General features: G+C 65.9%; 23 protein-coding genes and 1 pseudogene. 12 read left to right on the forward strand and 12 right to left on the reverse strand.

Translation table 11 applies throughout. The features are described 5' to 3' along the window. Window positions 1-268 precede the first annotated feature (268 nt). The 8 genes and pseudogenes from ACE10X_RS19515 (at window position 269) to ACE10X_RS19550 (ending at window position 8,273) form a co-directional block, all read left to right on the forward strand. Window positions 269-880, forward strand: a complete 612-nt coding sequence (locus ACE10X_RS19515) for a hypothetical protein (protein WP_038383668.1) — start codon at window positions 269-271, stop codon at window positions 878-880. Between the two features lie 193 nt (window positions 881-1,073). Continuing rightward, complete coding sequence (locus tag ACE10X_RS19520) at window positions 1,074-1,658, forward strand: NnrU family protein (RefSeq protein WP_038383671.1); 585 nt, start codon at window positions 1,074-1,076, stop codon at window positions 1,656-1,658. Between the two features lie 2 nt (window positions 1,659-1,660). Continuing rightward, window positions 1,661-2,482 carry a 3-methyl-2-oxobutanoate hydroxymethyltransferase gene (panB, locus tag ACE10X_RS19525; RefSeq protein ID WP_028344770.1) on the forward strand — a complete coding sequence of 274 codons (822 nt, stop codon included), beginning with the start codon at window positions 1,661-1,663 and terminating at the stop codon, window positions 2,480-2,482. 10 nt (window positions 2,483-2,492) lie between these two features. Further along, complete coding sequence (locus tag ACE10X_RS19530) at window positions 2,493-4,091, forward strand: class I adenylate-forming enzyme family protein (protein WP_304555636.1); 1,599 nt, start codon at window positions 2,493-2,495, stop codon at window positions 4,089-4,091. Window positions 4,092-4,288: 197 nt separating this feature from the next. Continuing rightward, window positions 4,289-4,945, forward strand: a complete 657-nt coding sequence (locus ACE10X_RS19535) for a tetratricopeptide repeat protein (protein WP_016839891.1) — start codon at window positions 4,289-4,291, stop codon at window positions 4,943-4,945. 86 nt (window positions 4,946-5,031) lie between these two features. Next, the gene (locus tag ACE10X_RS19540) at window positions 5,032-5,595 is read left to right on the forward strand and encodes a hypothetical protein (RefSeq protein ID WP_038383673.1); all 564 of its coding nucleotides are present in this window, start codon (window positions 5,032-5,034) and stop codon (window positions 5,593-5,595) included. Window positions 5,596-5,647: 52 nt separating this feature from the next. Then, window positions 5,648-7,030 carry a ribosome biogenesis GTPase Der gene (gene der, locus ACE10X_RS19545; protein ID WP_038383674.1) on the forward strand — a complete coding sequence of 461 codons (1,383 nt, stop codon included), beginning with the start codon at window positions 5,648-5,650 and terminating at the stop codon, window positions 7,028-7,030. Between the two features lie 86 nt (window positions 7,031-7,116). Continuing rightward, window positions 7,117-8,273: pseudogene (locus ACE10X_RS19550) on the forward strand (MFS transporter). 38 nt (window positions 8,274-8,311) lie between these two features. Here the strand turns inward: ACE10X_RS19550 and ACE10X_RS19555 are convergent. Beyond that, entirely contained in the window at window positions 8,312-8,704 is a 393-nt protein-coding gene (locus tag ACE10X_RS19555) for a nuclear transport factor 2 family protein (protein WP_038383676.1), read from the reverse strand. Between the two features lie 193 nt (window positions 8,705-8,897). On the opposite strand from ACE10X_RS19555, the gene ACE10X_RS19560 reads away from it, so the two are divergent. The 4 genes from ACE10X_RS19560 (at window position 8,898) to ACE10X_RS19575 (ending at window position 11,677) form a co-directional block, all read left to right on the forward strand. Next, a complete protein-coding gene (locus ACE10X_RS19560) occupies window positions 8,898-9,158 on the forward strand; it encodes a hypothetical protein (RefSeq protein WP_038383677.1) in 261 nt (86 codons plus the stop codon). A gap of 170 nt (window positions 9,159-9,328) precedes the next feature. Further along, on the forward strand, window positions 9,329-10,003 hold the full coding sequence (locus tag ACE10X_RS19565) for a TetR/AcrR family transcriptional regulator (RefSeq protein WP_038383678.1): 675 nt from the start codon (window positions 9,329-9,331) through the stop codon (window positions 10,001-10,003). Window positions 10,004-10,395: 392 nt separating this feature from the next. After that, window positions 10,396-11,058, forward strand: coding sequence for a DUF3313 domain-containing protein (locus ACE10X_RS19570; RefSeq protein WP_038383679.1), 663 nt, complete (start codon window positions 10,396-10,398; stop codon window positions 11,056-11,058). A 52-nt stretch (window positions 11,059-11,110) separates the two neighbouring features. Next, window positions 11,111-11,677, forward strand: coding sequence for a DUF2147 domain-containing protein (locus ACE10X_RS19575; protein WP_038383680.1), 567 nt, complete (start codon window positions 11,111-11,113; stop codon window positions 11,675-11,677). Window positions 11,678-11,726: 49 nt separating this feature from the next. Here ACE10X_RS19575 and ACE10X_RS19580 read toward each other — a convergent pair whose 3' ends face one another. The 11 genes from ACE10X_RS19580 to alr form a co-directional block, all read right to left on the reverse strand. Continuing rightward, a complete protein-coding gene (locus ACE10X_RS19580; RefSeq protein ID WP_038383681.1) occupies window positions 11,727-12,953 on the reverse strand; it encodes an ABC transporter substrate-binding protein in 1,227 nt (408 codons plus the stop codon). 149 nt (window positions 12,954-13,102) lie between these two features. Then, window positions 13,103-14,242, reverse strand: coding sequence for a hypothetical protein (locus tag ACE10X_RS19585; RefSeq protein WP_038383682.1), 1,140 nt, complete (start codon window positions 14,240-14,242; stop codon window positions 13,103-13,105). Window positions 14,243-14,485: 243 nt separating this feature from the next. Further along, entirely contained in the window at window positions 14,486-15,226 is a 741-nt protein-coding gene (locus ACE10X_RS19590; RefSeq protein ID WP_038383683.1) for an SDR family NAD(P)-dependent oxidoreductase, read from the reverse strand. A 178-nt stretch (window positions 15,227-15,404) separates the two neighbouring features. After that, window positions 15,405-16,931 (reverse strand): amidophosphoribosyltransferase, encoded by a 1,527-nt coding sequence (gene purF, locus ACE10X_RS19595; RefSeq protein WP_028344783.1) that lies wholly within the window; start codon window positions 16,929-16,931, stop codon window positions 15,405-15,407. Window positions 16,932-16,965: 34 nt separating this feature from the next. Continuing rightward, window positions 16,966-17,601 carry a CvpA family protein gene (locus ACE10X_RS19600; RefSeq protein WP_026192677.1) on the reverse strand — a complete coding sequence of 212 codons (636 nt, stop codon included), beginning with the start codon at window positions 17,599-17,601 and terminating at the stop codon, window positions 16,966-16,968. Window positions 17,602-17,806: 205 nt separating this feature from the next. Continuing rightward, the gene (radA, locus tag ACE10X_RS19605; RefSeq protein WP_018271275.1) at window positions 17,807-19,297 is read right to left on the reverse strand and encodes a DNA repair protein RadA; all 1,491 of its coding nucleotides are present in this window, start codon (window positions 19,295-19,297) and stop codon (window positions 17,807-17,809) included. A 96-nt stretch (window positions 19,298-19,393) separates the two neighbouring features. Continuing rightward, window positions 19,394-20,008, reverse strand: a complete 615-nt coding sequence (locus tag ACE10X_RS19610; protein WP_375764463.1) for a hypothetical protein — start codon at window positions 20,006-20,008, stop codon at window positions 19,394-19,396. A gap of 173 nt (window positions 20,009-20,181) precedes the next feature. Beyond that, entirely contained in the window at window positions 20,182-20,460 is a 279-nt protein-coding gene (locus ACE10X_RS19615; protein ID WP_375764464.1) for a hypothetical protein, read from the reverse strand. A 461-nt stretch (window positions 20,461-20,921) separates the two neighbouring features. After that, window positions 20,922-21,647: a sulfite exporter TauE/SafE family protein gene (locus ACE10X_RS19620; protein ID WP_038383686.1), complete on the reverse strand. Its 726-nt coding sequence runs from the start codon at window positions 21,645-21,647 to the stop codon at window positions 20,922-20,924. Between the two features lie 303 nt (window positions 21,648-21,950). Beyond that, window positions 21,951-22,721: an exodeoxyribonuclease III gene (locus ACE10X_RS19625; RefSeq protein WP_038383687.1), complete on the reverse strand. Its 771-nt coding sequence runs from the start codon at window positions 22,719-22,721 to the stop codon at window positions 21,951-21,953. Between the two features lie 30 nt (window positions 22,722-22,751). Then, window positions 22,752-24,056: an alanine racemase gene (alr, locus tag ACE10X_RS19630; RefSeq protein WP_038383688.1), complete on the reverse strand. Its 1,305-nt coding sequence runs from the start codon at window positions 24,054-24,056 to the stop codon at window positions 22,752-22,754. Between the last annotated feature and the right edge of the window lie 28 nt (window positions 24,057-24,084).

The raw sequence follows: 24,084 nt of genomic DNA on the forward strand, positions 1-24,084 counted from the left end.
TCGTCCCCCGGCTTGACCGGGGGACCCAGTACGCCGCGGCCCATCAATCGATCACTACTGCCTCTGGAATACTGGATCGCCCGGTCCCGTCTACGCCAAGGCTTCGACCCGGCTCAGGTGCTAGGCGCGCCGTCGCATCTTGCGGAGGCGGCAAGCCGGGCGATCACAGCAGAGGTTGGCGCGAGCGCAAGGAATTGAACACGGCCCCGCTTGATGCGCTCCGGCCGTGGCACCATTTTCCCCGGAAGCGCAATCCGGGTCCATCTGCATGCTCCGACGCGTCGCCATCTGCCTCGCTTTTGCCGTGCTGGCCTTTGGCCTCGCGGGCTTGGCCTCTGCGCGGCAGCGGCATCAGACCAACCCGGTGCCGTTCGCGCACACACCTTGCAGCGTGCTCGACAGCGGACCCTGCATCCCATCCTATTGCAGCGTGTTCAACCACGGGCCGTGCCTGCCCGAGATCGATTATCCGTACGGCGAAAATCTCCAGCTCACGATCCTCACGGTGCCGCCGCAGGACCAGGCCGCGAAGTACCGCAAGCCGGATCATGATCTCGATACCATCGGCGATCTCTTCGCCGCGCTGCGCGCCTGCTGGGCGCCGCCGCCGCCGGACGACGCGCGCGAGGGCATGCAGATGTCGGTGCGCTTCAGCTTCAAGCGGACCGGCGAGATGATCGGCACGCCGCGCCTGACATTTTCGACGCGGGGCATCCCGGCCGACACCCGCACCACCTACCTCAATGCGATCAACGCCTCGCTGGATGCCTGCCTGCCGCTGAAATTCACCGGCGGATTGGGCGGGGCGCTGGCCGGCCGGCCGATCATGATCCGCTATGTCGACAACCGCGAGCTGGCCAAATCGGCCGACAAGCCGTGACACACGTCATTCCGGGGCGCGCTGAAAGCGCGAACCCGGAATCCTGGGATTGGCTTGCGCGCCCGGCAACCTCGAGATTCCGGGTCCGGCCCTGCGGGCCATCCCGGAATGACGGAGTGCGTGGCGTGACGCATTGCCACCCGCCCGGCGAAGGTGATACGCGAAGGCATTGATCGATCAGGGGAGGAACATCGTGGGACTGCTCGTCATGATCCTGGGTCTCGTGCTGTTCCTCGGCGTCCATGTGCTGACGAGCCTGCGCGAGATGCGCGCCGGCCTGATCAAGGCGATGGGCGAGGGCGTCTACAAGATCGCCTATTCGCTCGCCTCCGCGGCCGGGCTCATACTGATCATCTGGGGCTTTGCGCATTATCGCGCGACCGGATGGATCGACGTCTGGACGCCGCCGACCGCGTTCAAGCACATCGCGGTGGCGCTGATGCTGCCCGCCGTCATCCTCGTCGTCGCCTCCTATATCCGCGGCCGCATCTACACCACGCTGAAGCATCCGATGCTCGCCGGTGTGAAGCTGTGGGCGTTCGCGCATCTGCTCGCCAATGGCGACCTCGGCTCGATCATCCTGTTCGGCTCGTTTCTCGGCTGGGCGGTCTATGACCGCATCTCGCTGAAGCGCCGTGCGGATGCCGGCGCGCCGCCGATTCCGGTGGGCGGCCCAACCAACGACCTGATCGCGATCGTGGTCGGTGTCATCGTCTATCTGGCGCTGGCGTTTGCGTTCCACCCGGTCGTGATCGGCGTGCCTGTCATGGGAGCCTGACTATGTCTGTTCAATCCGCCATCAAGCGCAAGACCGCGCCCGATCTGCGCGCCCGCAAGAACGGCGAGCCGATCGTGATGCTGACGTCCTATCATGCGCACACCGCGGCGCTGGTCGACCGTCATTGCGACGCCATCCTGGTCGGCGATTCCCTCGGCAACGTCATGCACGGCTTCGAGACCACGGTGCCGGTGACCCTCGACATGATGATCCTGCAGGGCCGCGCGGTGATGCGCGGCTCGCAGGCCGCGCTCGTCGTGGTGGATATGCCGTTCGGCTCCTATGAGGGTTCGAAGGAGCAGGCGTTTCAATCCGCGGTGCGGATCATGAAGGAAACGCTGTGCGGCGCGGTCAAGCTCGAGGGCGGCGCGCGGATGGCGGAGACGGTGGCGTTCCTGTCCGACCGCGGCATTCCGGTGATGGGCCATATCGGTCTGACGCCGCAGTCGATCAACACGCTCGGCTCGTTCCGCGCGCAGGGCCGCGAGGAGGAGAACTGGGCGCCGATCGAGAACGACGCCAGGGCGATCGCGGAAGCCGGCGCGTTCTCGATCGTGGTCGAGGCGGTTGCCGAGCCGCTGGCGCGCAAGATCACGCAGTCGATCGCCGTGCCCACCATCGGCATCGGCGCCAGCGCGGCCTGCGACGGCCAGGTGCTGGTGCTGGAGGACATGCTCGGCCTGTCGCCACGGGCGCCGAAATTCGTGCGCCGCTACGGCAATCTCGGTCCGATGATCGAGGAGGCGATCGCCGGCTATGCGCGCGACGTGAAGAGCCGCGCATTCCCGGGGCCAGAGCACGTCTACGGCATGAAGAAGAGCTGACGGGGCAGACATGGACTGGTCGCAGCACGCAATTCCGCCGATGCGGCTCGAGCCGCGCTTCGGCGACCGCGTCGTGCCGGCTTTCCCGGAGCGGCCCGGCAGCCTGTGGGCGATGATCGCGGACGCCGTTGCGCAGAATGGCGACGGCGAGGCGCTGGTCTGCGGCGCGACGCGCCTGAGCTGGCGCGAGGTCGCGGAGAAATCGGCCAAGGTCGCGGCGGGCTTTGCAAAACTCGGCCTTGCGCCCGGCGACCGCGTCGCGATCCTGCTTGGCAACCGCATCGAATTCGTGCTGACGATGTTCGCCGCCGCGCATGCCGGGCTGGTCACGGTGCTGCTCTCGACGCGCCAGCAGAAGCCCGAGATCGCCTATGTGCTGAATGATTGCGGCGCGACGCTTCTGGTCCATGAGGCCGCGCTTGCCGACCGCATCCCCGATGCGGCTGACATTCCCGGCCTCAAGCATCGCATCTCCGTCAGCGACGACGGCGCATCGCAATTCGCTGGACTCGCGGACAACGCTCAGGCCCAGGCGCCGGCACAGGTGAGGGAAGAGGACACCGCGATGATCCTCTACACCTCGGGCACCACGGGCCGGCCGAAGGGCGCCATGCTCGCCCATTGCAACATCATCCACTCCTCGATGGTGTTCGCCTCGTGCCTGAAGCTGACCAGGGCGGATCGCTCGATCGCCGCGGTGCCGCTCGCGCATGTCACCGGCGCGGTCGCCAACATCACCACGATGGCACGCTGCGCCGGCGCGCTGATCATCATGCCGGAGTTCAAGGCCTCGGAATATCTGAAGGTCGCGGCGCGCGAGCGCGTTACCTACACGGTGATGGTGCCGGCGATGTACAATCTCTGCCTGATGCAGCCGGATTTCGACAGCTACGATCTGTCGAGCTGGCGGATCGGCGGCTTCGGCGGCGCGCCGATGCCGGTCGCGACCATCGAAAAACTCGACGCCAAGATTCCCGGGCTGAAGCTTGCGAATTGCTACGGCGCGACCGAGACCACGTCGCCCTCGACGCTGATGCCGGGCGAACTGACCGCCGCCCATATCGACAGCGTCGGCCTGCCGTGCCCCGGCGCCGAGATCATCGTGATGGGCGCCGACGGCCGCGAACTGCCGCGCGGCGAGATCGGCGAGCTCTGGATCCGCAGCGCCTCGGTCATCAAGGGCTACTGGAACAATCCGAAGGCAACCGCGGAGAGTTTCACCGCCGGCTTCTGGCATTCCGGCGATCTCGGTTCGATCGATGCGGCAAACTTCGTCCGCGTGTTCGATCGCCAGAAGGACATGATCAACCGCGGCGGCCTGAAGATCTATTCCGCCGAGGTCGAGTCCGTCCTGGCCGGCCATCCCGCCGTGGTCGAGAGCGCGATCATCGCCAAACCTTGCCCGGTGCTCGGCGAGCGCGTGCACGCCGTGATCGTGACACGCACGGACGTGGATGCGGAGAACCTGCGCGCCTGGTGTGCCGAGCGGCTCTCGGACTACAAGGTGCCGGAGACCATGGCGCTGACATCAGAGCCGCTGCCGCGCAATGCCAACGGCAAGGTGATCAAGCGCCAGATCAGGGAGAGCTTGCCGGCAAGCGGGGCTTAATGTCCTGCACCTGCGGGCCGGAAAGGGAGCCCACGTAGTTTAAGGCCAGCCGCAAACGTCCCCCGTTAACACTTTGATCCGCCTCGCTTTGCCTTGCCTCCGCCACACCATTAGGGTAACGCCGCGGCGATGTGGGGATCGGGTAGGGGCTGGGCCCCACCGATAGCAGCGGTCCCGAGGGGATGGGATAGCATTAAGTGTCTGAATTATTTGACGAAGTCGACGAGGAAGTCCGTCGCGATCAGCTCAAGAAGCTGTGGGACAAGTACTCGCTCTTTATCATCGCGCTGGCGATCCTGATCGTTGCGGGCGTCGGTGGCTGGCGCGGCTACCAGTATCTCGAGGCCAGGAAGGCCGCCGAGGCCGGCGCGGCGTTCGACCGCGCCGTCGAACTGTCCGATCAGAACAAGCATGCCGAGGCGGAGGCCGCCTTTGCCGCCCTCATCACCAAGGCGCCGTCGGGTTACCGCAATCTGGCGCGGCTGCGCATGGCCGCCGAGGTCGCGACCCGCGATCAGCCGGCTGCCGCGAAGCTCTATGACGAGATCGCAGCCGACCGCAGCGTCGGCGGTCCCGAGCAGGACCTGGCGCGGATTCGCGCCGCGCAGATCCTGATGGAGACCACCACCTATCCGAACATGCTGCAACGGCTCGAGGCGACGGCAACGGCGAAGGACTCGACGTTCCGCCATTCCGCGCGCGAGCTGCTGGCGCTGTCGGCCTGGCGCGCCAACGATGCCACCGCTGCGCGGCAGTGGCTCGACCAGATTGCCAACGACGGCGAGACGCCGCCGAGCATGCGCTCGCGCGCCGAGGCGCTGCAGGCACTGTTGCCGCCGGTGGCGAAAAGCTGACTTGAGGCATGATCCGGAAAAGTGGGAACCGGTTTTCCGATCGGATCATGCCCAGACAAAACCCGAGTTTGAGTGAGAGATCGACCATGCGCCGCTCGCAACGCCTGATCGCAGCCGCAGTTCTGACAGCGCTTTGCAGCGTGCTGGCGGGTTGCGGCGGTGGCGGCATGTCCAATTTCGATCCGAGCGACCTGCTCGACTTCCTCGATACCAAGAAGAAGCTGCAGGGCGACCGCAAGCCGGTATTCCCCGAGGGCGTGCCCGGCCTCGAGCAGGGCGTGCCGAAGGAAATGTACAAGGGCTCGCAGCAGGAACAGATCGATCAGCAGAACGCCGCGGCAGCCGCCGCCGCCCAGCCGGCCCCGCCGCCGGAGCCGCCGGAGCCGCCGAAGGGCGCCAAGAAGCACGCCAAGGGCAGGGCAGCGCCGGCCGCAGATCAGGCGGCTGCGCCCGATGCCGCAGCCGAGGAGGGCGCGCCCGCCGCGCTGCCGCCGGAGCCGAAGCCGAAGAAGATCGTCCGCCGCCGCACCACCGCGCCACCCGCCGACGACCAGCAGCCGCAGCCTGCGGCGCCGGCCCAGGCCCAGACCTCGCAACAATCCGGCGGCGCCTTCCCCGCGCCGCTACCGAGCGGTGGATTTAGCCGCTAGGCTCCTGCTTAAATTCATTGGCGCGCGCCGCGCCGCGGCGCCTGGATGATCCATGTCTTTTACCATCGCCATTATCGGCCGGCCCAATGTCGGAAAGTCGACGCTGTTCAACCGGCTGGTCGGCCAGAAGCTCGCGCTGGTCGACGACGAGCCCGGCGTGACGCGTGATCGCCGCGAGGGCCAGGCACGGCTCTACGATCTCGACTTCACCATCATCGATACCGCAGGTCTGGACGAAGGCGCCAAGGGTTCGCTGACGGCGCGTATGCAGGAGCAGACCGAAACCGCGATCGAGCTCGCCGACGCCCTGATGTTCGTGATCGACGCCCGCGTCGGCCTGACGCCGACCGACCGTGCCTTCGCCGACTTCGCGCGAAAGGCCAACAAGCCGGTGGTGCTGGTCGCCAACAAGGCCGAGGGCAAGCATGGCGAGATCGGCGCGATGGAATCCTACGCGCTCGGGCTCGGCGATCCCGTCCAGATCTCGGCCGAGCATGGCGAGGGCATGGGCGACCTCCACGAGGCGCTGAGCGCGCTGGTGCCGGAGACACCGGAGGACGACGACGAGCTCGAGGATGACGAGGACATCTCGGAGGAGGAGGCCGCGCAGCGCCCGATCCGCGTCGCCATCGTCGGCCGCCCCAACGCCGGCAAGTCGACGCTGATCAACCATCTGCTCGGCGAGGAGCGGCTGCTGACCAGTCCCGAGGCCGGCACCACGCGCGATTCCATCGCGGTCGAGATCACGTGGCAGGGCCGCCAGTTCCGGGTGTTCGACACCGCCGGCCTGCGCCGCCGCTCGCGGATCGAGGAGAAACTGGAGAAGCTCTCGGTCGCCGACGCGTTGCGCGCGGTGCGCTTTGCCGAAGTCGTCGTGATGATGATGGACGCGCAGAACAAGTTCGAGGAGCAGGACCTGCGCATCGCCGACCTGATCGAGCGCGAAGGCCGCGCCATCGTGCTCGCGGTCAACAAATGGGACCTCGTCGAGCGCAAGCCCAACCAGATCTCGCAACTGCGCACCGATGCCGACCACTGGCTGCCGCAGGTCAAGGGCGCGCCGATCGTCGCCGTCTCCGGCCTGATGGGCGAGGGCATCGACCGCCTGATGACGGCGATCCAGGAAGCCTACGCGGTCTGGAACCGGCGCTTGCCGACCTCGGCGCTCAATCGCTGGTTCGAACAGGCGATCCAGGCCAACCCGCCGCCGGCGGTCTCGGGCCGCAGGCTGAAGCTGAACTACATCACGCAAGTGAAGGCACGCCCGCCGAGCTTCGTGCTGTTCTGCTCGCGCGCCGACGCGATCCCGCGATCCTATCTGCGTTACCTCATCAACTCGCTGCGCGAGACCTTCGACCTGCCGGGCACGCCTGTTAGAATCACACTGCGCGAGAAGGCCAATCCGTTCGCCCACAAGCGCAAACGGCCGTCGTGAGCGAAGGGGCGGAGAGTGACACGGTTGCTGTAGCGCAGCCGCGCAGCGGCGCGGTGATCTTCATCTTCATCACCCTGCTGCTCGACATGCTCGCGCTCGGGATCATCATCCCGATCCTGCCGAAGCTGATCGAAGGGTTCGTCGACAACGACACCGCAAACGCGGCGCGCATCTTCGGCGTGTTCGGCTCGATCTGGGCCTTGATGCAGTTCGTCTGCTCGCCGATCCTCGGCGCACTGTCCGATCGCTTCGGCCGCCGGCCGGTGGTGCTGCTGTCGAATTTCGGCCTCGCCGCCGACTATGTGCTGATGGCGCTGGCGCCGAACCTGATCTGGCTGTTCACCGGGCGGGCGATCTCGGGCATCACCTCGTCGAGCATCTCGACCGTGTTCGCCTATATCGCCGACGTCACCGTGCCGGAGCAGCGCGCCGCGATGTTCGGCAAGATCGGCGTTGCCTTCGGCGCCGGCTTCATCCTCGGACCGGCTCTGGGCGGCCTGCTCGGCGAGATCGATCCGCGGCTGCCGTTCTGGGCGGCGGCGGGTTGAGCTTCGTCAACGGGCTCTATGGCCTGTTCATTCTGCCGGAGTCGCTGCCCGTGGCGCGGCGCGCGCCGTTCAAATGGAAGAGCGCCAATCCGATCGGCGCGCTGCATTTCCTGCGCTCGAACCGGACGCTCGCCGGCCTGTCGCTGGCGACGTTCTTCGGCCAGCTCGCGCATGTCGTGCTGCCCTCGGTGTTCGTGCTCTACGCCACCTATCGCTATGGCTGGGACACCGGCACCGTCGGTGCGACGCTGGCGCTGGTCGGCCTCTGCGGCATGATCGTGCAGGGCGCGGCGATCGGCCCGATCGTGCAGCGCATCGGCGAGCGCAACGCGCTGTTCCTCGGCCTCGTCTGCGGCGCCCTGGGCTTCGTGATCTTCGGCGCCGCGCCGACCGGCCAGCTGTTCTGGATCGGCATTCCCGTGATGGCGCTGTGGGGCCTCTCGGGCGCTGCAACGCAGGCGCTGACGACGCAGCTCGTCGCCGCCGACCAGCAGGGCCAGCTGCAGGGCGCGACATCAAGCGTGCAGAGCATGTCGGAATTGATCGGCCCGTTCCTGTTCACGCTGACCTTCGCGTATTTTATCGGCGACAACGTGCCGGTGAAGCTGCCCGGAGCCCCGTTCTATCTGGCCGGCGCCCTGCTGCTGCTCGCGCTCGCCATCGCCTGGCGCGCGACGGCGGCGAAGAGAGCGTAGGGCGGGCAAAGCCGCCGACGGATCCACCACGAGACGCTCTATTCCCTCGCCGGCACCGAATGGTGTTCGTGCATGACGCGCCACTCGCCGTCGACCTTGCGCAATCCGATCGTCAGCCTGAACTGGAACGTGGCATCAGGTGGGCCGCACCGCATCACCGCGAACGCGAAGGCCACATCGTCGCCGGCGGTGATCGTGATCTCCTCGATATCGAAGGCGTAGGAGGGGCGGTGATACCTGAAGAACAAGTCCCACGTCTTGCTGTACGCGTCCAATCCGCGTGACTGCAACGGCGGCGGAACGTCGAACATCACGATGTCCTGATCGTGATGCGCGAAGATGCCTGGATAGTCGCGTCGGCGGACGGCGTCCGTCCAGGCGTCGATGAGCGCCCTGATTTCGGTTTCCGCTTTCTGTTTCTGCTGTGTCATCGCTCGCGTGCTCCGAGTGCTGGCTGATGCTTCGAGGACGAATGCGAGCGCGCCGATCCGACATGCGTCCGGACCGGCTACATCGGGAGGATTGCGTCATTTTGCCTATTTACAAACCATCCGGTTGGTTTGTATAAAGCTGATGCCGGTTGAAGACGCGCGCCTTGCTCCGGGGCGCTCTGCCAGGAGCAGCATGGTGACCGACGAGGCCGTTGATATCTGCGATGAATTGACCCGCTTCAGCGACGCGCAGGCGGCGCTGCTGACATCGCGCGGCCTTGTCTACCTGACCGACCTGAAACTCGATGGCGGCAGGCACGGGACGATCGTCGCGGCAAGTTATGCCGACGCGCAGTCCATCGCCCGCGCGCGCGGTCGAGGGGAAAGGGTCGTCGGCCGAATGGCCCACGGTTTCCTTCATGGCCTGCTGCAGAAGGTTCGCTTGTGCGCGTGAGCGATCGGATGGCTCGATGACCGATTCCTGAAATTGATGCGTCTTTCGAGGCCGGCACCGCCATTTCGCGGACGCCGTTCGCGCTGTTCTCGCAGATCAGATGCGGCGCTTGAGATTGACCGAAGCCGCTGAGATACTGTGATCTCAAGCGACTCCTTCCTGAGTACACCATGGATAATCCTTCCCGCTCGGAACGCTCCCGCAACGCCGCACTTGACGCCGCGATCACCATCGTGACGCGCGATGGTCCGGGGCGCCTGACGCTGGACGCGATTGCGCGCGAGAGCGGTCTCAGCAAGGGCGGCGTGATGCATCAGTTCCGCACCAAGGAAGCGGTGCTGCGCGCCTTGCTCGAGCAGCAGATGGCGCATTTCGAGGAATTCTCGAACCGCTACATCGAAAAGGTACGCGGGACAACGGACCAGCCCGAACTGTCGGCGCAGATCGCGACGCTGCGGGAGGCGATCTCAACGCCGCGGGCAGGGGCGTTCGCACTGCTGGCGGCGATGAACGAGAATCCCGAATTGATGGCGATGCCGCGCGATGTCGACATCAAGAAGGTCGCGCTGATGAAGGCCGAGGCGAGGGATCCCGATCTCGCGCTGCTGCGCTGGGCGGCGGCGCGGGGTCTGCTGCTGAGCTCGTTGTTCGGCCTGTCGTCGCTGTCGGACGCCGAGCGCGATCGCCTGTTCGAGCGCTTGCTCGACGACAGCAAGTGGACCGCGATGGAGCAGGGGGCGACCGAGGCAACAAAGCCGTCCAGGGCGACGGCGGCACGCGCGGCATCGCCGCGGCCTGCCGGCGCACCTGCCACAAAGCCGGCATCGGCGCGCAAGCGCGGCTGAAGTACCGGCGCTTTCGAAAGCGCAACGCCGCCCAAGCGGAATATGGATCGCTTGGCGGCGTTGGATCGGCACCGGGCCCCTGAAATCCCCCGGCGATTTCTGCCGTACCACACGAGATATCGCAGGTTTGTGACAACGCGCGGCCGCCCCTCGCGAAGCGGCCTCGCCAGCCAGCACGACATTTCGATCGCCGCATTTTTCCGACGCGGTTCCTGCAATTGCAACTTTACAAACCAACTGGTCGGTTTTATAGTTTGTCGCACTGAGGCAAGATCTGGCGGCGCCGCGACGGCGAGCCGGGTCGGCAGTGACGGCCGCAGCCGTACTTTCAGCCCCGGACGCGGCTGCGGCCGAGCTGCTCTTCCGCTTCAGGGTCGGATGAGGAGATTGGAATGGAGAGCTCGATCGCCGCGCGCGGTCTGGGAGCGATGGCGCTTTGCGTCCTCGCCGGAGGATGTGCCGCCGTCACGCCGGTGGCCTATTCGGATGTGGCCTCGTCGGCCTACATGACGCCGGACACGTCCGATACTTCAGGGCGTGTGCCGTATCGCTATGCGCCGCCGGTCGACTGGCGGAGCTACAACAAGGTGATGATCGATCCGGTCGTGATCTATCGCGGCGCGGATCATCAGTTCGGCGACATGTCCGAGAAGGACAAGCAGACGCTCGCCGCCTACATGCAGACCCGCTTCGCCGGCAAGCTGCGCGGCCGCTTCACGCTGGTGAACACGCGCGGGCCGAACACGTTCCGCCTGCGGCTGACGCTGACCGGCGCGGTCGCCAACATGCCGGTGCTCGGCACGCTGTCGCGGTTCGATCTGGCAGGCGCGGTCTACAACGGCGTGCAGGCCGCGCGCGACGGCGAGGGCACGATGACGGGCTCCGTCATCTATGCCGTCGAGATGTTCGACAGCTCGACCTCGCGCCTGCTCGGCGCCTATGTCAGCAAGCAATATCCCAACGCCTACGACATCAAGGCCAGCGTCGGCGATCTCGCCGCCGCCACCGCCGGCATCGATAAGGGCGCCGATGCATTCATGGCGCAATTGAAGTGAGGCGCGCCGCGCGCGTCCGAAAAACCATCCAGACGCTGAAAGGTCCTTTACCATGAACTTTCTGGTTCGCATGTTTCTGCGCAGCCTCGTCGCTGCCTTGCTGATGAGCTCGACCGGCCGCGCCGAGACGATCGCGCCTGCCGATCCCAGCGGCACCTGGCTGACCGAAGACGGCCGCGCACGCATCCGCCTCGAGCGCTGCGGCACCGCGCGTGACCGCATCTGCGGCTTCATCGTGTGGATGAAGGATCCGTTTGATTCACACGGCCAGCCGTTCCGCGACAGCTTCAATCCCGACCCCGACAAGCGGACGCGTGCGCTGCTCGGCCATCAGCTGATCCTCGGATTGAAGCTGACGCCGGAGGGCAAGTTCGACGGCGACATCTACAACGCCGAGGACGGCAAGTCCTATGCGGTCTCGCTGTGGCGCGACAGGTCCGACCGGCTGAAACTCAAGGGATGTCTGCTCAAGCTGCTGTGCCAGACCCAGACCTGGACGCAGACGCTGGACGTGCAGCCGGGTCAGCTCGTCGGCCTGACCGGCGATGTCGGCGGCCCGCGCGCCGACAGGGAATGGGCATCGTTGCCGCCGCCGGCGCGGAAGTCCGCCGCGAAGTGATGAATGTAGGGTGGGTTGCGCTTCGCCAAACCCACCCTACGGACTTCGTTTACTTCTTGACCAGCGGACAGTCGCTGGCCTCAAGCGGCTTCGCGGCGTCTTCCGGCGCGATGGTGGCGATCAGCTTGTAATAGTCCCAGGGGTATTTGGACTCTTCGGGCTTCTTCACCTCGAACAGATAGGCCGGAATCAGGCGCCGGCCGTCGGCGCGCAGCGGGCCCTTGCCGAACAGCGGATCGTCGGTCGGCAATTCCTTCATCTTGGCGACGACCTTGGCGCCGTCATGCGGATTGCCGCCGAGCGCTTCCATCGCCTTGAGATAATGCAGCACCATCGCGTAGTTGCCGGCCTGGGTCATCGACGGCATCGCGTTTTTGTTGGCTAAAGCGGAGAACCGCTTCGACCAGGCGCGGGTCTGGTCGTTCATGTCCCAGTAGAAGGATTCCGTGAACATCAGGCCTTGCGCGGTCTTCAACCCGAGCGAATGCACGTCGTTGATGAACAGCAGCAGCGCGGCAAGTTTTTGGCCGCCGGAAACGATGCCGAATTCGGCCGCCTGCTTGATCGCGTTGGTGGTGTCGCCGCCGGCATTGGCGAGGCCGACCACCTTGGCCTTGGACGATTGTGCCTGCAGCAGGAACGACGAGAAATCGGCGGTGTTGATCGGATGCTTGACGCTTCCGAGCACCTTGCCGCCATTGCCGTTGACGACCGCGGTGGTGTCGCGCTCAAGCGCGTGGCCGAATGCATAGTCGGCCGTCAGGAAGAACCAGGTGTCGCCGCCGGCCTTCGTCAGTGCCTTGCCGGTGCCGTTGGCCAGCATATAGGTGTCGTAGGTATATGAAATCGTGTTCGGCGTGCAGGCCTTGCCGGTGAGGTCCGCGGTCGCCGCGCCCGAATTCAAGAGGACGATGTTCTTCTCCTTGACGAGATTGTTGACCGCAAGCGCCACGCCGGAGTTCGGCGTGTCGGCGATCGCATCGACCTTCTCGTTGTCGACCCACTGCCGTGCGATGTTGACGCCGACGTCGGGCTTGTTCTGGTGGTCGCCACTGAGGACGTCGATCTTCCAGCCCTTCTTGAGCAGGCCGGAATCCTCGACGGCCATCTTGATCGCAACCACCGAGTTCGGTCCGCCGATGTCGGCATAGAGGCTCGACATATCGTTCAGCACGCCGATCTTGACGGTCTTGTCCTGCGCGAACGCAGAGGTTGAGAAGCCGAGTGCAGCGCAAGCAAGAAGCGCGGCGCAGCGCCGCGCAAACGTCGTTGTCATGAAATTCCCTCCACTGTCTAAAGCCCGGGCAGCCCTCTTGCGGAGCCTTTTTGCCGTTCGCTCAAGTTCCCGCTTACCCTTTCCCGGGGGAGGCGGCAATCCGCCTAAAGCCGGGTGGGCCTGCGTCGAAGCGTCATCCCGTGAAACCCTTACTTGAGCGCCTCGGAGGTCAGCTTGAATTTCTGGATCCGCTTTCCGGTGTCGACCTCGGCGGTATAGACGTTGCCCTTGGCGTCGACCGCGAGCGCGTGCACCCAGTGGAATTGCCCGGCGTTGCGGCCGTTGCGGCCGAAGCTGCCGACCACCGCGCCGTCGTCACGCCTGATGATGCGGATCTCGTTGTTCTCGCCGTCGGCGGAGAGCAGGTAGGTTTGCTTGGGGTCGGGCCAGAGCGCGATGTCCCACACCGCGCCGTTGCCGAGCGTGCTCTTCTCGAAGAAGAACTCCTTCACGAAGCTGCCGTCCTTCCTGAACACCTGGATGCGGTTGTTGATGCGGTCGCAGACATAGACCAGTCCGTCATTGGCGATCTTCACGCAGTGCACGGGATTGCCGAACTGCTGCGCGACCTGCGCCTTCGGATCGTAGGGCGGCTGCTTGGCGTCATCGGGCTTGTTGCCATAGGCGCCCCAGTGCCGCTTGTAGGCGCCGGTGGTGGCATCGAACACGATGACGCGCCGGTTGCCGTAACCGTCGGCGACGTAGATCTCGTTGGCCTCCTTGTCGATCGCGGTCTCTGCGGGCTTGCCGAGCTGGGTGGTGTCGTTGCTGCCCTTGCCCGGCGCGATCGAGCCGATCTGCGCGACGAACTTGCCGTCGAGGGTGAATTTGAGGATCGCATTGTCATTGTCGGCGTTGCCGCCGATCCAGACGAAGCCGCGCTCGTCGACCTCGATGCCGTGCTCGCGGCCAACCCACTCATAGCCGTCACCCGGGCCACCCCAGGCGCGCAGCAGATTGCCGTCAGCGTCGAATTCGAGCACCGGCGGCGCCGAGACGCAGCATTTCGAGCGCGGCGGATTGAGGCTCGCGCCCTTCTCGTCGTCGGTCAGCGAGCGCGGCCGGTGGATCATCCAGATATGGCCCTGCCAATCCACCGTGATGCCGCCGACCTGGCCGAGGATCCAGTTGTTCGGCAGCGGCTTTGGCCAGGACGCATCGACCGCGAAGGTCGGGACATCGCCGGCCCTGGCGGGCGCGTGCAGAGCGAGAAGGGCGGATGATGCGATGCAGGCGGAGAGAAACAATCCGGACAGAATGGAGCGCGCACGATTGATCGTCGGCGTCATTGGTTGCCTCCCGAGATTTTTCTTGGCGGTGGTCCCGCTGGGGAGCGCAGTCAATCGTGGGGAAGAGAAGGAGTCAATCGCAAGGGAAAGGCAAGCCGACGCGCCACAAACGGTGTCATCGCCCGGCTCGACCGGGCGATCCAGTACGCCGCGGCGTCTCGATTCAAACGCAATCGCCTCTGGAATGCTGGATCCCCGCATTCGCGGGGATGACAATCGAAGGCGCGGCCCGCCTGCAACTCCTCACGCCGGCGGCTGGAAGGTCCGCAGCGTGCGCGCCTTGTAGTCGTAGAGCTTGCCGGTCTCGATCCAATCAGGCGAACACATCGGCACGATGAATTCGGCGGCCATATCGGGCGTATCCAGCGTCATCGGGTCTTCGCCGGGAAACACCTGCGCGCGCATCCGGGTGCGGATCGGGCCGGGGCTGAACAGGTTGACGCGCAGCGCCGTGTTGGCGGTCTCGTTGGCCCAGGAGCGCACCAGTGCCTCCAGCGCGGCCTTCGAGGCCGCATAGGGGCCGAGATAGGCGTTGGCCTTGTGGGCCACGCCCGACGTCACGAACACGGCGCGGCCGGCGTCGGACTGGCGCAGCAGCGGGTCCATGCAGCGGATCAGCTGGAAATTGGCGTTGACGTTGATCGCGAACACGTCGTTCCACGGCTTCAGCTCAATATGGCCGAGCGGCGAGGAGGGACCCGCGGTGCCGGCATTGCCGACCAGGATGTCGAGCTTGCCGTGGCGCTGATGCAGCGCGAGCCCGAGCCGCGCGATGCCGTCGTAATCGGTGAGCGACAGCGGCACCAGGGTGGCGCTGCCGCCGGCCTTGCGGATCTCGTCGTCGAGCTCTTCCAGCCCGCCCTGCGTGCGCGCCACCGCTACGACATGCGCGCCGGCCTTGGCCAGTGCGACCGCGGTCGCATAGCCGATGCCGCGCGAGGCGCCGGTCACGAGGGCAATCCGGGAGGCGAGGGGTTTTGTCATGGAAGGGACTCTAACAAATCGTCGTCCCTGCGAAAGCAGGGACCCATACGCCGTGACGGCGATAATGGAAGATAGTGCTCGTGTCTAACGCTGCACCAGCCACGCAGGCCGGTGGTAATGGGTCCCTGCTCCGGAGCGCAATCGCGCCCTAGGCAGGGACGACACCGTGGATGGGCCGTCAGCTCGCCTCCGCCAGCAGCGAGAGCTGGCGCGGCGGCGCCTCGGTTTCGCTCTGGTCGGTGAGGTGGGTCGGGTAGGCGCCGGTGAAGCAATGGTCGGCGAATCTCGGATTTGCCGGGTCGCGCCCCTCATGGCCCATCGCGCGGTACATGCCGTCGATCGACAGGAAGGCGAGCGAGTCGGCGCCGATGATGTCGCGCATCTCCTCGAGCGAATGGGTCGCGGCGAGCAGGCCGCCGCGGTCCGGCAGGTCGATGCCGTAATAGTCGGGATAGAGGATGGGCGGCGAGGCGAGGCGGAAATGCACCTCGCGTGCGCCGGCGTCGCGCATCATGCGCACGATCTTCTTCGAGGTGGTGCCGCGCACGAGGCTGTCGTCGATCAGGATGATGCGCTTGCCCTCGATCGCGGCGCGGTTGGCCGAATGTTTCATGCGCACGCCGAGCTCGCGCACGCTCTGGGTCGGCTGGATGAAGGTGCGGCCGACATAGTGGTTGCGGATGATGCCGAGCTCGAACGGCACGCCGGAATACTGGCTGTAGCCGACCGCGGCGGGCACGCCGGAATCCGGCACCGGCACCACGACGTCGACCTCGGGATGGCTCTCGCGCGCGAGCTGGGCGCCGAATGCCTTGCGCACGTCGTAGACCGAGCGGCCGCCGACGATCGAGTCGGGCCGGGCGAAATAGATGTATTCGAAGATGCAGGGCCGGGCCGGCTTCGGCGGGAACGGCTTGTGGCTGTGCGCGCCGGTCTCGTCGAACACGATGATCTCGCCGGGCTCGATGTCGCGGACGTATTTCGCGCCGATCATGTCGAGCGCACAGGTCTCCGAGGTCAGGATCGGACGGCCGTCGAGGTCGCCGAGCACCAGCGGGCGGATGCCGAGCGGATCGCGCGCGCCGACCAGCTTCTTGTTGGTCAGCGCGACCAGCGCATAGGCGCCCTCGATGGTGCGCAGCGCCTCGATGAAGCGGTCGATGAAGCGGGTGCGCTTGGACTGTGCCACGAGATGCAGGATCACCTCGGTGTCGGTGGTCGACTGCATCATGGCGCCGCCCTTGACCAGCTCGCGGCGCAGGGTCAGGCCATTGGTGAGGTTGCCGTTGTGGCCGACCGCAAAGCCGCCGGCGCTGAGCTCGGCGAACAGCGGCTGCACGTTGCGCAGGATGGTGCCGCCGGTGGTGGAGTAGCGGACATGGCCGACCGCGGCGTTGCCGGGCAGGCGCTCGATCACCTCGCGGCGGGAGAAGGCGTCGCCGACCAGACCGAGGCGGCGTTCACTGTGGAAGCGGCTGCCGTCGAAGGAGACGATGCCGGCAGCTTCCTGGCCGCGGTGCTGCAGGGCGTGCAGGCCGAGTGCGGTGATCGCGGCGGCCTCGGGATGGCCGAAGATGCCGAACACGCCGCATTCCTCGCGGAGCGTGTCGCCATCAAGATCCGGGTGATATCTGAGAGGGTCTTGCAGTTCGATCGGGCCGAGGTCGAGATCCATTTGGTCGGTATGATCCGAAGGGGTCTGCATCTCGTTCATCGCCTCTCGTAAGGGCCCAAATAGTTTATCGGCCCGCGGGTTTCTCGATCAGCTTCTTCAAGCTGTCACGCGCAGGTTTGCTATAGCCATCACCCGACGCCGGCGTCGCCTGATCATTGGTATCGGCCGCAGAATCGTCGTCTGGCTTATTCTTCTTGAACTTCTTTAAGATGGTGTTCTCGGGGTCGTCAGGCAAGAGTGACATCAGCCAATCCCCGGTTCCCTGCAGCACCACCCGGGACTTCGCCCCGGTCACCCAATCGGGCCGCTGCTTGTCCGGAACCAGCCAAGTGAAGAACATGAACGCCACGACCACGATCAAAAGGCCGCGGGCGAGCCCGAACAGGAAGCCGAGGGTGCGGTCGAGTGCGCCGATCCGGGAATCCAGGATCATGTCCGAGATCCGCACCGTGACGATCGAGACCACGATCAGCGTGCCGATGAAGACGCCGGCCACCACGACCACGGCCGCGACCGTGTCGTTGTTGAAGTAGGTCTTGGCGGTCGGCAGAAGCTTCGAGAACGCATACAGCGTGACCAGCGCGGCGGCGCCCCAGGCCGCGATCGACAGGATCTCGCGCATGAAGCCGCGCACCATCGCGAGCAGGCCCGAAATCAGCATCACGCCGAGCAGGACGAGATCAAGTATCGTTATGGGCATCGGCTGGTCAGGTCCGCTGGGTACGTTTCGGTACGCTGTTAAGGGCTTACCTTGTTAAGGGCTTACGCTGCTAAGGGTTCTCGCGAATCGGCAAAGTCGGTGCCGTCCTAACTGAGGCGCATTGGGGGCATCCGGCAAGGCCAGAGCGCCACCTGTCCCGCGCGGCGGATGTATAGCGGCGGGGGGCTGATACGTCACGCCCGCTTTAGCTGGTCTCGCGACGGAATCGGGCCGGTGTGGCATTTTTCTCAGCCGCATCAGGGCCTCCGGAGCCGCCCGGGTCGCGCCGGTCGCCTCGCGGCGTTCCCCGGTCGCCTCTTGGCGTACCGCGTGCCGCAATTTCTGCGACCAGCGTGGTGAGATTGCCGACGCTGTTGAGGGTGAGCCCTGAATCGCCGCCGCTCTCGCCGCGGGCCGATTCGGGCAGGATGGCGCGGGCGAAGCCGAGCTTGAGGGCCTCCTTGAGCCGGGCCGGGGTCTGCGCCACCGGGCGGATCGCGCCCGATAGCGAAATCTCGCCGAAATAGACCGCGTCCGTCGGCAGCGGCGCATTCACCAGCGAGGAGACCAGCGCGGCCGCCGCGGCAAGGTCTGCGGCCGGCTCCTGGATGCGCAGGCCGCCGGCGACATTGAGATAGACGTCATGTCCGGACAATTTGACGCCGCAATGCGCTTCCAGCACCGCGAGCACCATCGACAGCCGGCTCGGATCCCAGCCGACCACGGCACGGCGCGGGGTGCCAAGCGAGGTCGGCGCCACCAGCGCCTGCAATTCGACCAGCACCGGACGGGTGCCCTCGATGCCAGCGAATACCGCCGTGCCGGGGCTGCCGAGCTCGCGTTCGGAGAGGAACAATTCGGAGGGGTTGGTGACCTCGCGCAGGCCGAGCCCGGTCATCTCGAACACGCCGATCTCGTCGGTCGCGCCAAAACGGTTCTTCACCGAGCGCAGGATGCGGAACTGCTGCGAGCCTTCGCCCTCGAACGACAGCACCGCGTCGACCATGTGCTCGACCACGCGGGGGCCGGCGATTTGGCCGTCCTTTGTCACATGGCCGACCAGGATGATCGCGGCACCCGTCTTCTTGGCAAATCTGATCAGCGCCTGCGCCGAGGCGCGGACCTGGGTCACCGTGCCGGGCGCGGATTCCACCGTGTCGGTCCACATGGTCTGGATCGAATCGATCACGATCAGGCGCGGCACCGCGCCTTCCGACAGCGTCGCGACGATGTCCTCGACCGACGTTTCCGAAGCCAGCTGCACCGGCGCGTCCGCGAGCCCGAGCCGTTCGGCGCGCAGCCGCACCTGGGCGACCGCCTCTTCGCCGGAGATATAGACCGCGCGGTGGCCGGCGCGCGCCATCATGCTGGTCGCCTGGGTCAGCAGCGTCGATTTCCCGATGCCGGGATCGCCGCCGACCAAAAGCACCGAGCCGCGGACGAAGCCGCCGCCGGTGACGCGGTCGAGCTCGGCCATGCCGGAGGACAGCCGCGGCGCGTCCTGGGTCTTGCCGGACAGCGATTCCAGCGCAAACGTCCGCCCCTTGCGCTTGCTGCGGATCGAGACCGGCACCGAGCCTGTGGTGTCTTCCTCGGCCAGCGTGTTCCACTCGCCGCAGGAGTCGCATTTGCCCTGCCAGCGATTATACGCCGCGCCGCAGTTCTGGCAGACAAAGGAGAGGGTGGATTTGGCCATGGAGCAGGTGAGTCGCGCTATCGAGCACGATGCATAACACGGTTCGGCCGCCGCGCACGATCCATCGAAGACGGAGCGCCCGATGGCGGGGCCGGCTCAGCGCGAGAACACCCGTGTTCCGCTCGGCCAGCGCGGCTTGTCGCCGACCGGGCTTGCGCCGATTTCCCAGCCGACGCCGCCCCACAGCACGTCGACGGCACCAAGCTCTCCGGCGCTGTCGCGGACGTAGAACACGTTCGGCTTGGCGTTGACCTCCAGCGGGCCGGAGCTGCCGCTGGGCTGTCGTCTCAACGCGCACCAGACGTCGGCCAGCCTGCTCTCGTGGATCTGACCGAGTTTGGCGACGATCTCCTTGTCGCTCGAGGCTGCGCTCAGGATGAAGGTCTGCAACGATGCGCCGCCGCTATCGTCCTCGATCTTGTTCGTGAAGCGCTGCGCGAAGGTCGCGCCCAACCAGGAAATCCTGACCGGCGCGCTCGAGGCGATGTCCTCCTTGAAATGTTCCCGCGCGACGAATTTTTCGGCGTGGGGAATTGCCGAGGTCGACGACGGATCGGACGGCTCGTCGCTTTTCGGCTGCAGGGAACATGCAATGCGGTCAGCGGCGGCAACGGCACCCGGTTGTCCCGGTTTTGTATCGTCCGCCGCGACGCTCAAACCTTGTGCCGCCAGAAACACAGTCAACCACAGGGTGAGGCTTGGCTGGCGCATCTTGTTGTTGTCCCTGAATCCGCTGTGCTCGCGGAGACAAGGTAAACCGCATCTTGCAGATGTAAATCAAAGATCAGGTTTCTGGTTAAGGATAAAAAGTAAGTTCAACTACAGCGCGAATTTGAATCAAATGCGCTTTCGCGCAAGGGAACCGCTCTCGTTTGTACGCGCGGTCAAACGCGGAGGTCCCGCCGCGACAGCAGCAGCGGCGGAGTCTCGCGCGGCGTCAAACTCGTCGGCAGAGCCCGGCAGCATCTCGCCTGCGCGCGCAACGGATCGCTCCAGCTCCAGCGAACCCGCCACGACGGATTGTTGGCGTAGGCCGGAATGCGCCAGACCCAGATCGTCTCGTAAACGCTGTCTCCGAACTGCGCGACATCGGGCTTTGCCGTCGGCCATAACGCCGAGCCGGCGACCGCGAACGTCATAATCGCCGCAGTCGTGATCATCATTTTGCGCATCGCGCGCCTGCCTTTCCCGCCTGTCGTGGGCTTTGACAACCCGCGACTCCCAATGCTTCGACTTGCGATCTCGAATTCGTCAGGCCGACATCGGCGACATCAGGCGCCGGGCTGTGCGCCCGATCTGCACGCCATGTGTCGCTGAACTCGTGTCGCCTGAACTCTCGGGACTCGCATCCGGGTCGTCGATCAACCCTGTGATGCCTGCTGGAGCAAAGTTCTTTTCCGCAAACGATCAAGTGCAAGTAATGAGATTGTCATAAACGCAGTGGCCGGATGGTGGCAATCCGGATAACAACGGAAGCTGAGCGCTCAACAAAACTCTTTCGGGGTACACGCCACCCGATGCGCAAAGCCCCGTAGAATTACGACATGATCGGGAGAATGTCGGTGTTCGTCACGGTGAAATCCGTTTGCCCAAGGCCTGGTCTGACGCAGTCGATGTCGGAATTTTACTGCGTCATTGCAGACCACAGCAACGCCGTGCCCGCCGCCAGCATGATGCCGTCCATGATCAGGCGGAATGACTCCGGCTTCAGCTGCAGCACGAAGCGCTTGGCGATGAAGGCGCCGGCCATCAGCGAGGCGCCGGCGATCAGGCCCTTCAGCGCGATGTCCGGCGTCAGCGCGCCGAAGCGCTCGAACGTCACCGACTTGCTGACATAGAGCCCGAGCGAGCTTGCCGCCTCGGTGGCGAGGAACGCGCCCTTGCTGAGGCCGTAGAACAGGAACAGCGGCACGCTGAGCGGACCGGTCGAAGCCACGATGCCGGTGAGATAGCCGATGAGCGCGCCGCCGATTGCGAGATGCCAGAGATTGGCCTTCAGCCTGTGCCGCGCCAGCCAGTGCCGCACCGGCACCATCGCGATCAGGAATACGCCGATCGCGACATCGACCGCATGCGAGGGCAGCGCGAGCAGGGTGCGCGCGCCGAGTGCCGCGGCCGGGATGCCCGTGATCGAATAGGCCATGCAGGCACGCCAGTCGACCTCGCGCCACCAGGCGAGGATGCGCGACAGATTGGCCATCACGGCGGCGACGGCCATGATCGGTACCGCCTGCTTCGGCCCGTACTGATAGACCAGCACCGGCATCAGCATGATCGACGAGCCGGTGCCGACGATGCCGGAAATGATGCCGGCGACCAGGCCGACGATGAGGACGAAGAGGAAGCCCACCTGCGCGCTCCGGTGAGGTGTGATCGCCCCATACCTCTGAGTTGGCCGACCGCGCAAGCCCCCGCAGCTCGCGCAACAAACTCGATGTCGTCCCGGCCTAGTGCGCAATTGCGCACGGGAGCCGGGACCCATAGCCACCGAAGGTGATTGTTGCACGACGCTGGGGCCACAGCTTTCCCTACCAAGCCAATCCTGTGGTTATGGGTCCCGGCCTGCGCCGGGACGACGGCGGTGTGTGCGGCATCATCCGATCCACGTCGCGACCACCATCATGCTGATTGTCACAAGGCGTGATGCCGTGCATCACCTCAGCACCACCCACGCCGGCGCGTGATCGCTGGCGCCATCCTCGCCGCGGATGGCGCGGTCGACGCCGGCTTTCACAAGCCGCGGCGCCACTGCGGGGCTGAGCAGGAGATGATCGAGCCGGAGGCCTGCATCGCGTGGCCAGCGCTGGCGCTTGTAGTCCCAGAAGGTGAACATCGGCGCGTCCGGATGCAGGCTGCGGATCGCATCACACCAGCCCTGATCGACCAGCGCCTTGAAGGCGGCACGGCTCTTCGGCTGGATCAGCGCATCCTTGTCCCAGGAGCGCGTCGGATAGATGTCGAACGGCGTCGGCGCGACATTGTAGTCGCCGGCGAGCACCACCGGGACGTCCTCTTTGAGCAGCTTGGCGGCGTGGGCGCGCAGCCGCTTGAACCAGGCGAGCTTGTAATCGAATTTCGGCCCGGGCTGCGGATTGCCGTTCGGCAGATAGAGGCTGGTGACGACGATGCCGCGCACCGCGGCCTCGATGTAGCGCGCTTCGTGATCGCCGGCATCGCCGGGCAGGGCGGTGCGGATCAGCACCGGCTCGGCCTTGCGCGCGAGGATGGCGACGCCGTTCCAGGTCTTCTGTCCCTGCCACACCGCGCCGTAGCCGGCCTGCTCGATCGCGGCCGCGGGAAATTCGGCGTCGCTGGCCTTCAACTCCTGCAGACTGACGACGTCAGGCTTGGCGGTCTTGAGCCAGCGCAACAGGTTGGGCAGGCGGCGGTTGATGTTGTTGATGTTGAAGGTCGCGATCTTCATGCGCACCGGCAATCGCGGACCTGGATCATGTCAGGTGGACGTCGCCGTTGGCTCGGCGGCCGGCAATGGCGGCGGCGCAGCGGGCGCTGCTGTTGGCAAGGCTGGCGGCGCTGCGGGCGTGGCAGCCGGCTCGCTCGTCTCGGCGACCGTATCGCTTCTCGCGGCGACGGCATCGCCGCCCTTGTAGATGCGCACGAAGCGGCGGCCGAGGCTGGTCAGCACCTCGTAGCCGATGGTGCCGAAATGATGCGCGACCTCGTCGACCGTGATGCCTTCGCCGATCAGCGTCACCATGTGGCCGCGCCGCACGGCATTCTTGTCGAGGTCGGTGACATCGACCGCGATCAGGTCCATCGAGACGCGGCCGGCGATCGGGCAGCGCTTGCCGGCGACCACGACCTCGGCGCCGCGGGTGCCGTCATTGGCGCTGGCGGCGCGGAAATAGCCGTCGGCATAGCCGGCGGCGACGATCGCAAGCCGGGTCGGCCGGCGCGCGGTCCAGGTGCCGCCATAGCCGACGGTCTCGCCGCGGTCGATGTTGCGGATCTGCACGATGCGCGCCTTGAGATCGACCACCTGCTGCATCGGGTTGTCGGCCTCCGGCGTCGGATTGACGCCATAGAGCGCGCAGCCCGGCCGCACCATCTCGAACTGGAATTGCGCGCCGAGAAACACGCCGGAAGAATTCGCCAGCGAGGCCGGCACGCCGGTGAACAGGCTCGCGATCTCGCGGAAGCTCGCAAGCTGCCTGGCGTTGGCGGGATTGTTGAGCAATTCGGCGGAGGCGAGGTGGCTCATGACCAGCGTGATGCCGTGGTCGCCGGCATTGATCCGCGGGATGATGCCCTGCGCCTCGCTGACCGTGAGGCCCAGCCGGTTCATGCCGGTGTCGATATGGATGGCGGCGCCGCCGGACCAGCCGGAGCGGCGGCAGAACACGTCCCATTCGGCGAGCTCGTTGAGATCGCCGATCACCGGCTTGCAGTCGATCCTGGCGTAGGCGTCGCCGCTGTTCTGGAAGAAACCGCCGAGCGAATACACCGTCGCCTCGGGAGCGGCCGCGCGCACCGCGGCGGCCTCCTCGACGCTGGCGACGAAGAAGGTCTTGCAGCCGGCCTTGGCCAGCGCCCGCGAAACCTGCTCGGCGCCGCAGCCATAGGCATTGGCCTTGACCACGGCGGCGCATTCGGCCGGCACCGCGGTCTTCTCGAGCTTGCGCCAGTTGGCGATGATGGCGTCGAGGTCGATGGTGAGGATACCGCTGGCGGTCGGGTGGGCCGCCAGCAAACTGGCCTCGGGCGTCAGCTGCGATTTCGCGTCAGTCACGATGTTCATGGCTCAGTTGTACGCGGGTGCCCTGCGT

The organism is Bradyrhizobium sp. Pha-3 (assembly GCF_042258325.1).
Classification (GTDB): Bacteria; Pseudomonadota; Alphaproteobacteria; order Rhizobiales; family Xanthobacteraceae; genus Bradyrhizobium; species Bradyrhizobium elkanii.

What these genes read in the sequence shown, in the direction of transcription:
- ACE10X_RS19515 (WP_038383668.1), top strand. Translation starts at nt 269, where the DNA reads ATGCTCCGACGCGTCGCCATCTGCCTCGCTTTTGCCGTGCTGGCCTTT.
- panB (WP_028344770.1), top strand. Translation starts at nt 1,661, where the DNA reads ATGTCTGTTCAATCCGCCATCAAGCGCAAGACCGCGCCCGATCTGCGC.
- ACE10X_RS19530 (WP_304555636.1), top strand. Translation starts at nt 2,493, where the DNA reads ATGGACTGGTCGCAGCACGCAATTCCGCCGATGCGGCTCGAGCCGCGC.
- ACE10X_RS19540 (WP_038383673.1), top strand. Translation starts at nt 5,032, where the DNA reads ATGCGCCGCTCGCAACGCCTGATCGCAGCCGCAGTTCTGACAGCGCTT.
- der (WP_038383674.1), top strand. Translation starts at nt 5,648, where the DNA reads ATGTCTTTTACCATCGCCATTATCGGCCGGCCCAATGTCGGAAAGTCG.
- ACE10X_RS19555 (WP_038383676.1), bottom strand. Translation starts at nt 8,704, where the DNA reads ATGACACAGCAGAAACAGAAAGCGGAAACCGAAATCAGGGCGCTCATC.
- ACE10X_RS19560 (WP_038383677.1), top strand. Translation starts at nt 8,898, where the DNA reads ATGGTGACCGACGAGGCCGTTGATATCTGCGATGAATTGACCCGCTTC.
- ACE10X_RS19565 (WP_038383678.1), top strand. Translation starts at nt 9,329, where the DNA reads ATGGATAATCCTTCCCGCTCGGAACGCTCCCGCAACGCCGCACTTGAC.
- ACE10X_RS19570 (WP_038383679.1), top strand. Translation starts at nt 10,396, where the DNA reads ATGGAGAGCTCGATCGCCGCGCGCGGTCTGGGAGCGATGGCGCTTTGC.
- ACE10X_RS19575 (WP_038383680.1), top strand. Translation starts at nt 11,111, where the DNA reads ATGAACTTTCTGGTTCGCATGTTTCTGCGCAGCCTCGTCGCTGCCTTG.
- ACE10X_RS19580 (WP_038383681.1), bottom strand. Translation starts at nt 12,953, where the DNA reads ATGACAACGACGTTTGCGCGGCGCTGCGCCGCGCTTCTTGCTTGCGCT.
- ACE10X_RS19585 (WP_038383682.1), bottom strand. Translation starts at nt 14,242, where the DNA reads ATGACGCCGACGATCAATCGTGCGCGCTCCATTCTGTCCGGATTGTTT.
- ACE10X_RS19590 (WP_038383683.1), bottom strand. Translation starts at nt 15,226, where the DNA reads ATGACAAAACCCCTCGCCTCCCGGATTGCCCTCGTGACCGGCGCCTCG.
- purF (WP_028344783.1), bottom strand. Translation starts at nt 16,931, where the DNA reads ATGCAGACCCCTTCGGATCATACCGACCAAATGGATCTCGACCTCGGC.
- ACE10X_RS19600 (WP_026192677.1), bottom strand. Translation starts at nt 17,601, where the DNA reads ATGCCCATAACGATACTTGATCTCGTCCTGCTCGGCGTGATGCTGATT.
- radA (WP_018271275.1), bottom strand. Translation starts at nt 19,297, where the DNA reads ATGGCCAAATCCACCCTCTCCTTTGTCTGCCAGAACTGCGGCGCGGCG.
- ACE10X_RS19610 (WP_375764463.1), bottom strand. Translation starts at nt 20,008, where the DNA reads ATGCGCCAGCCAAGCCTCACCCTGTGGTTGACTGTGTTTCTGGCGGCA.
- ACE10X_RS19615 (WP_375764464.1), bottom strand. Translation starts at nt 20,460, where the DNA reads ATGATGATCACGACTGCGGCGATTATGACGTTCGCGGTCGCCGGCTCG.
- ACE10X_RS19625 (WP_038383687.1), bottom strand. Translation starts at nt 22,721, where the DNA reads ATGAAGATCGCGACCTTCAACATCAACAACATCAACCGCCGCCTGCCC.
- alr (WP_038383688.1), bottom strand. Translation starts at nt 24,056, where the DNA reads ATGAACATCGTGACTGACGCGAAATCGCAGCTGACGCCCGAGGCCAGT.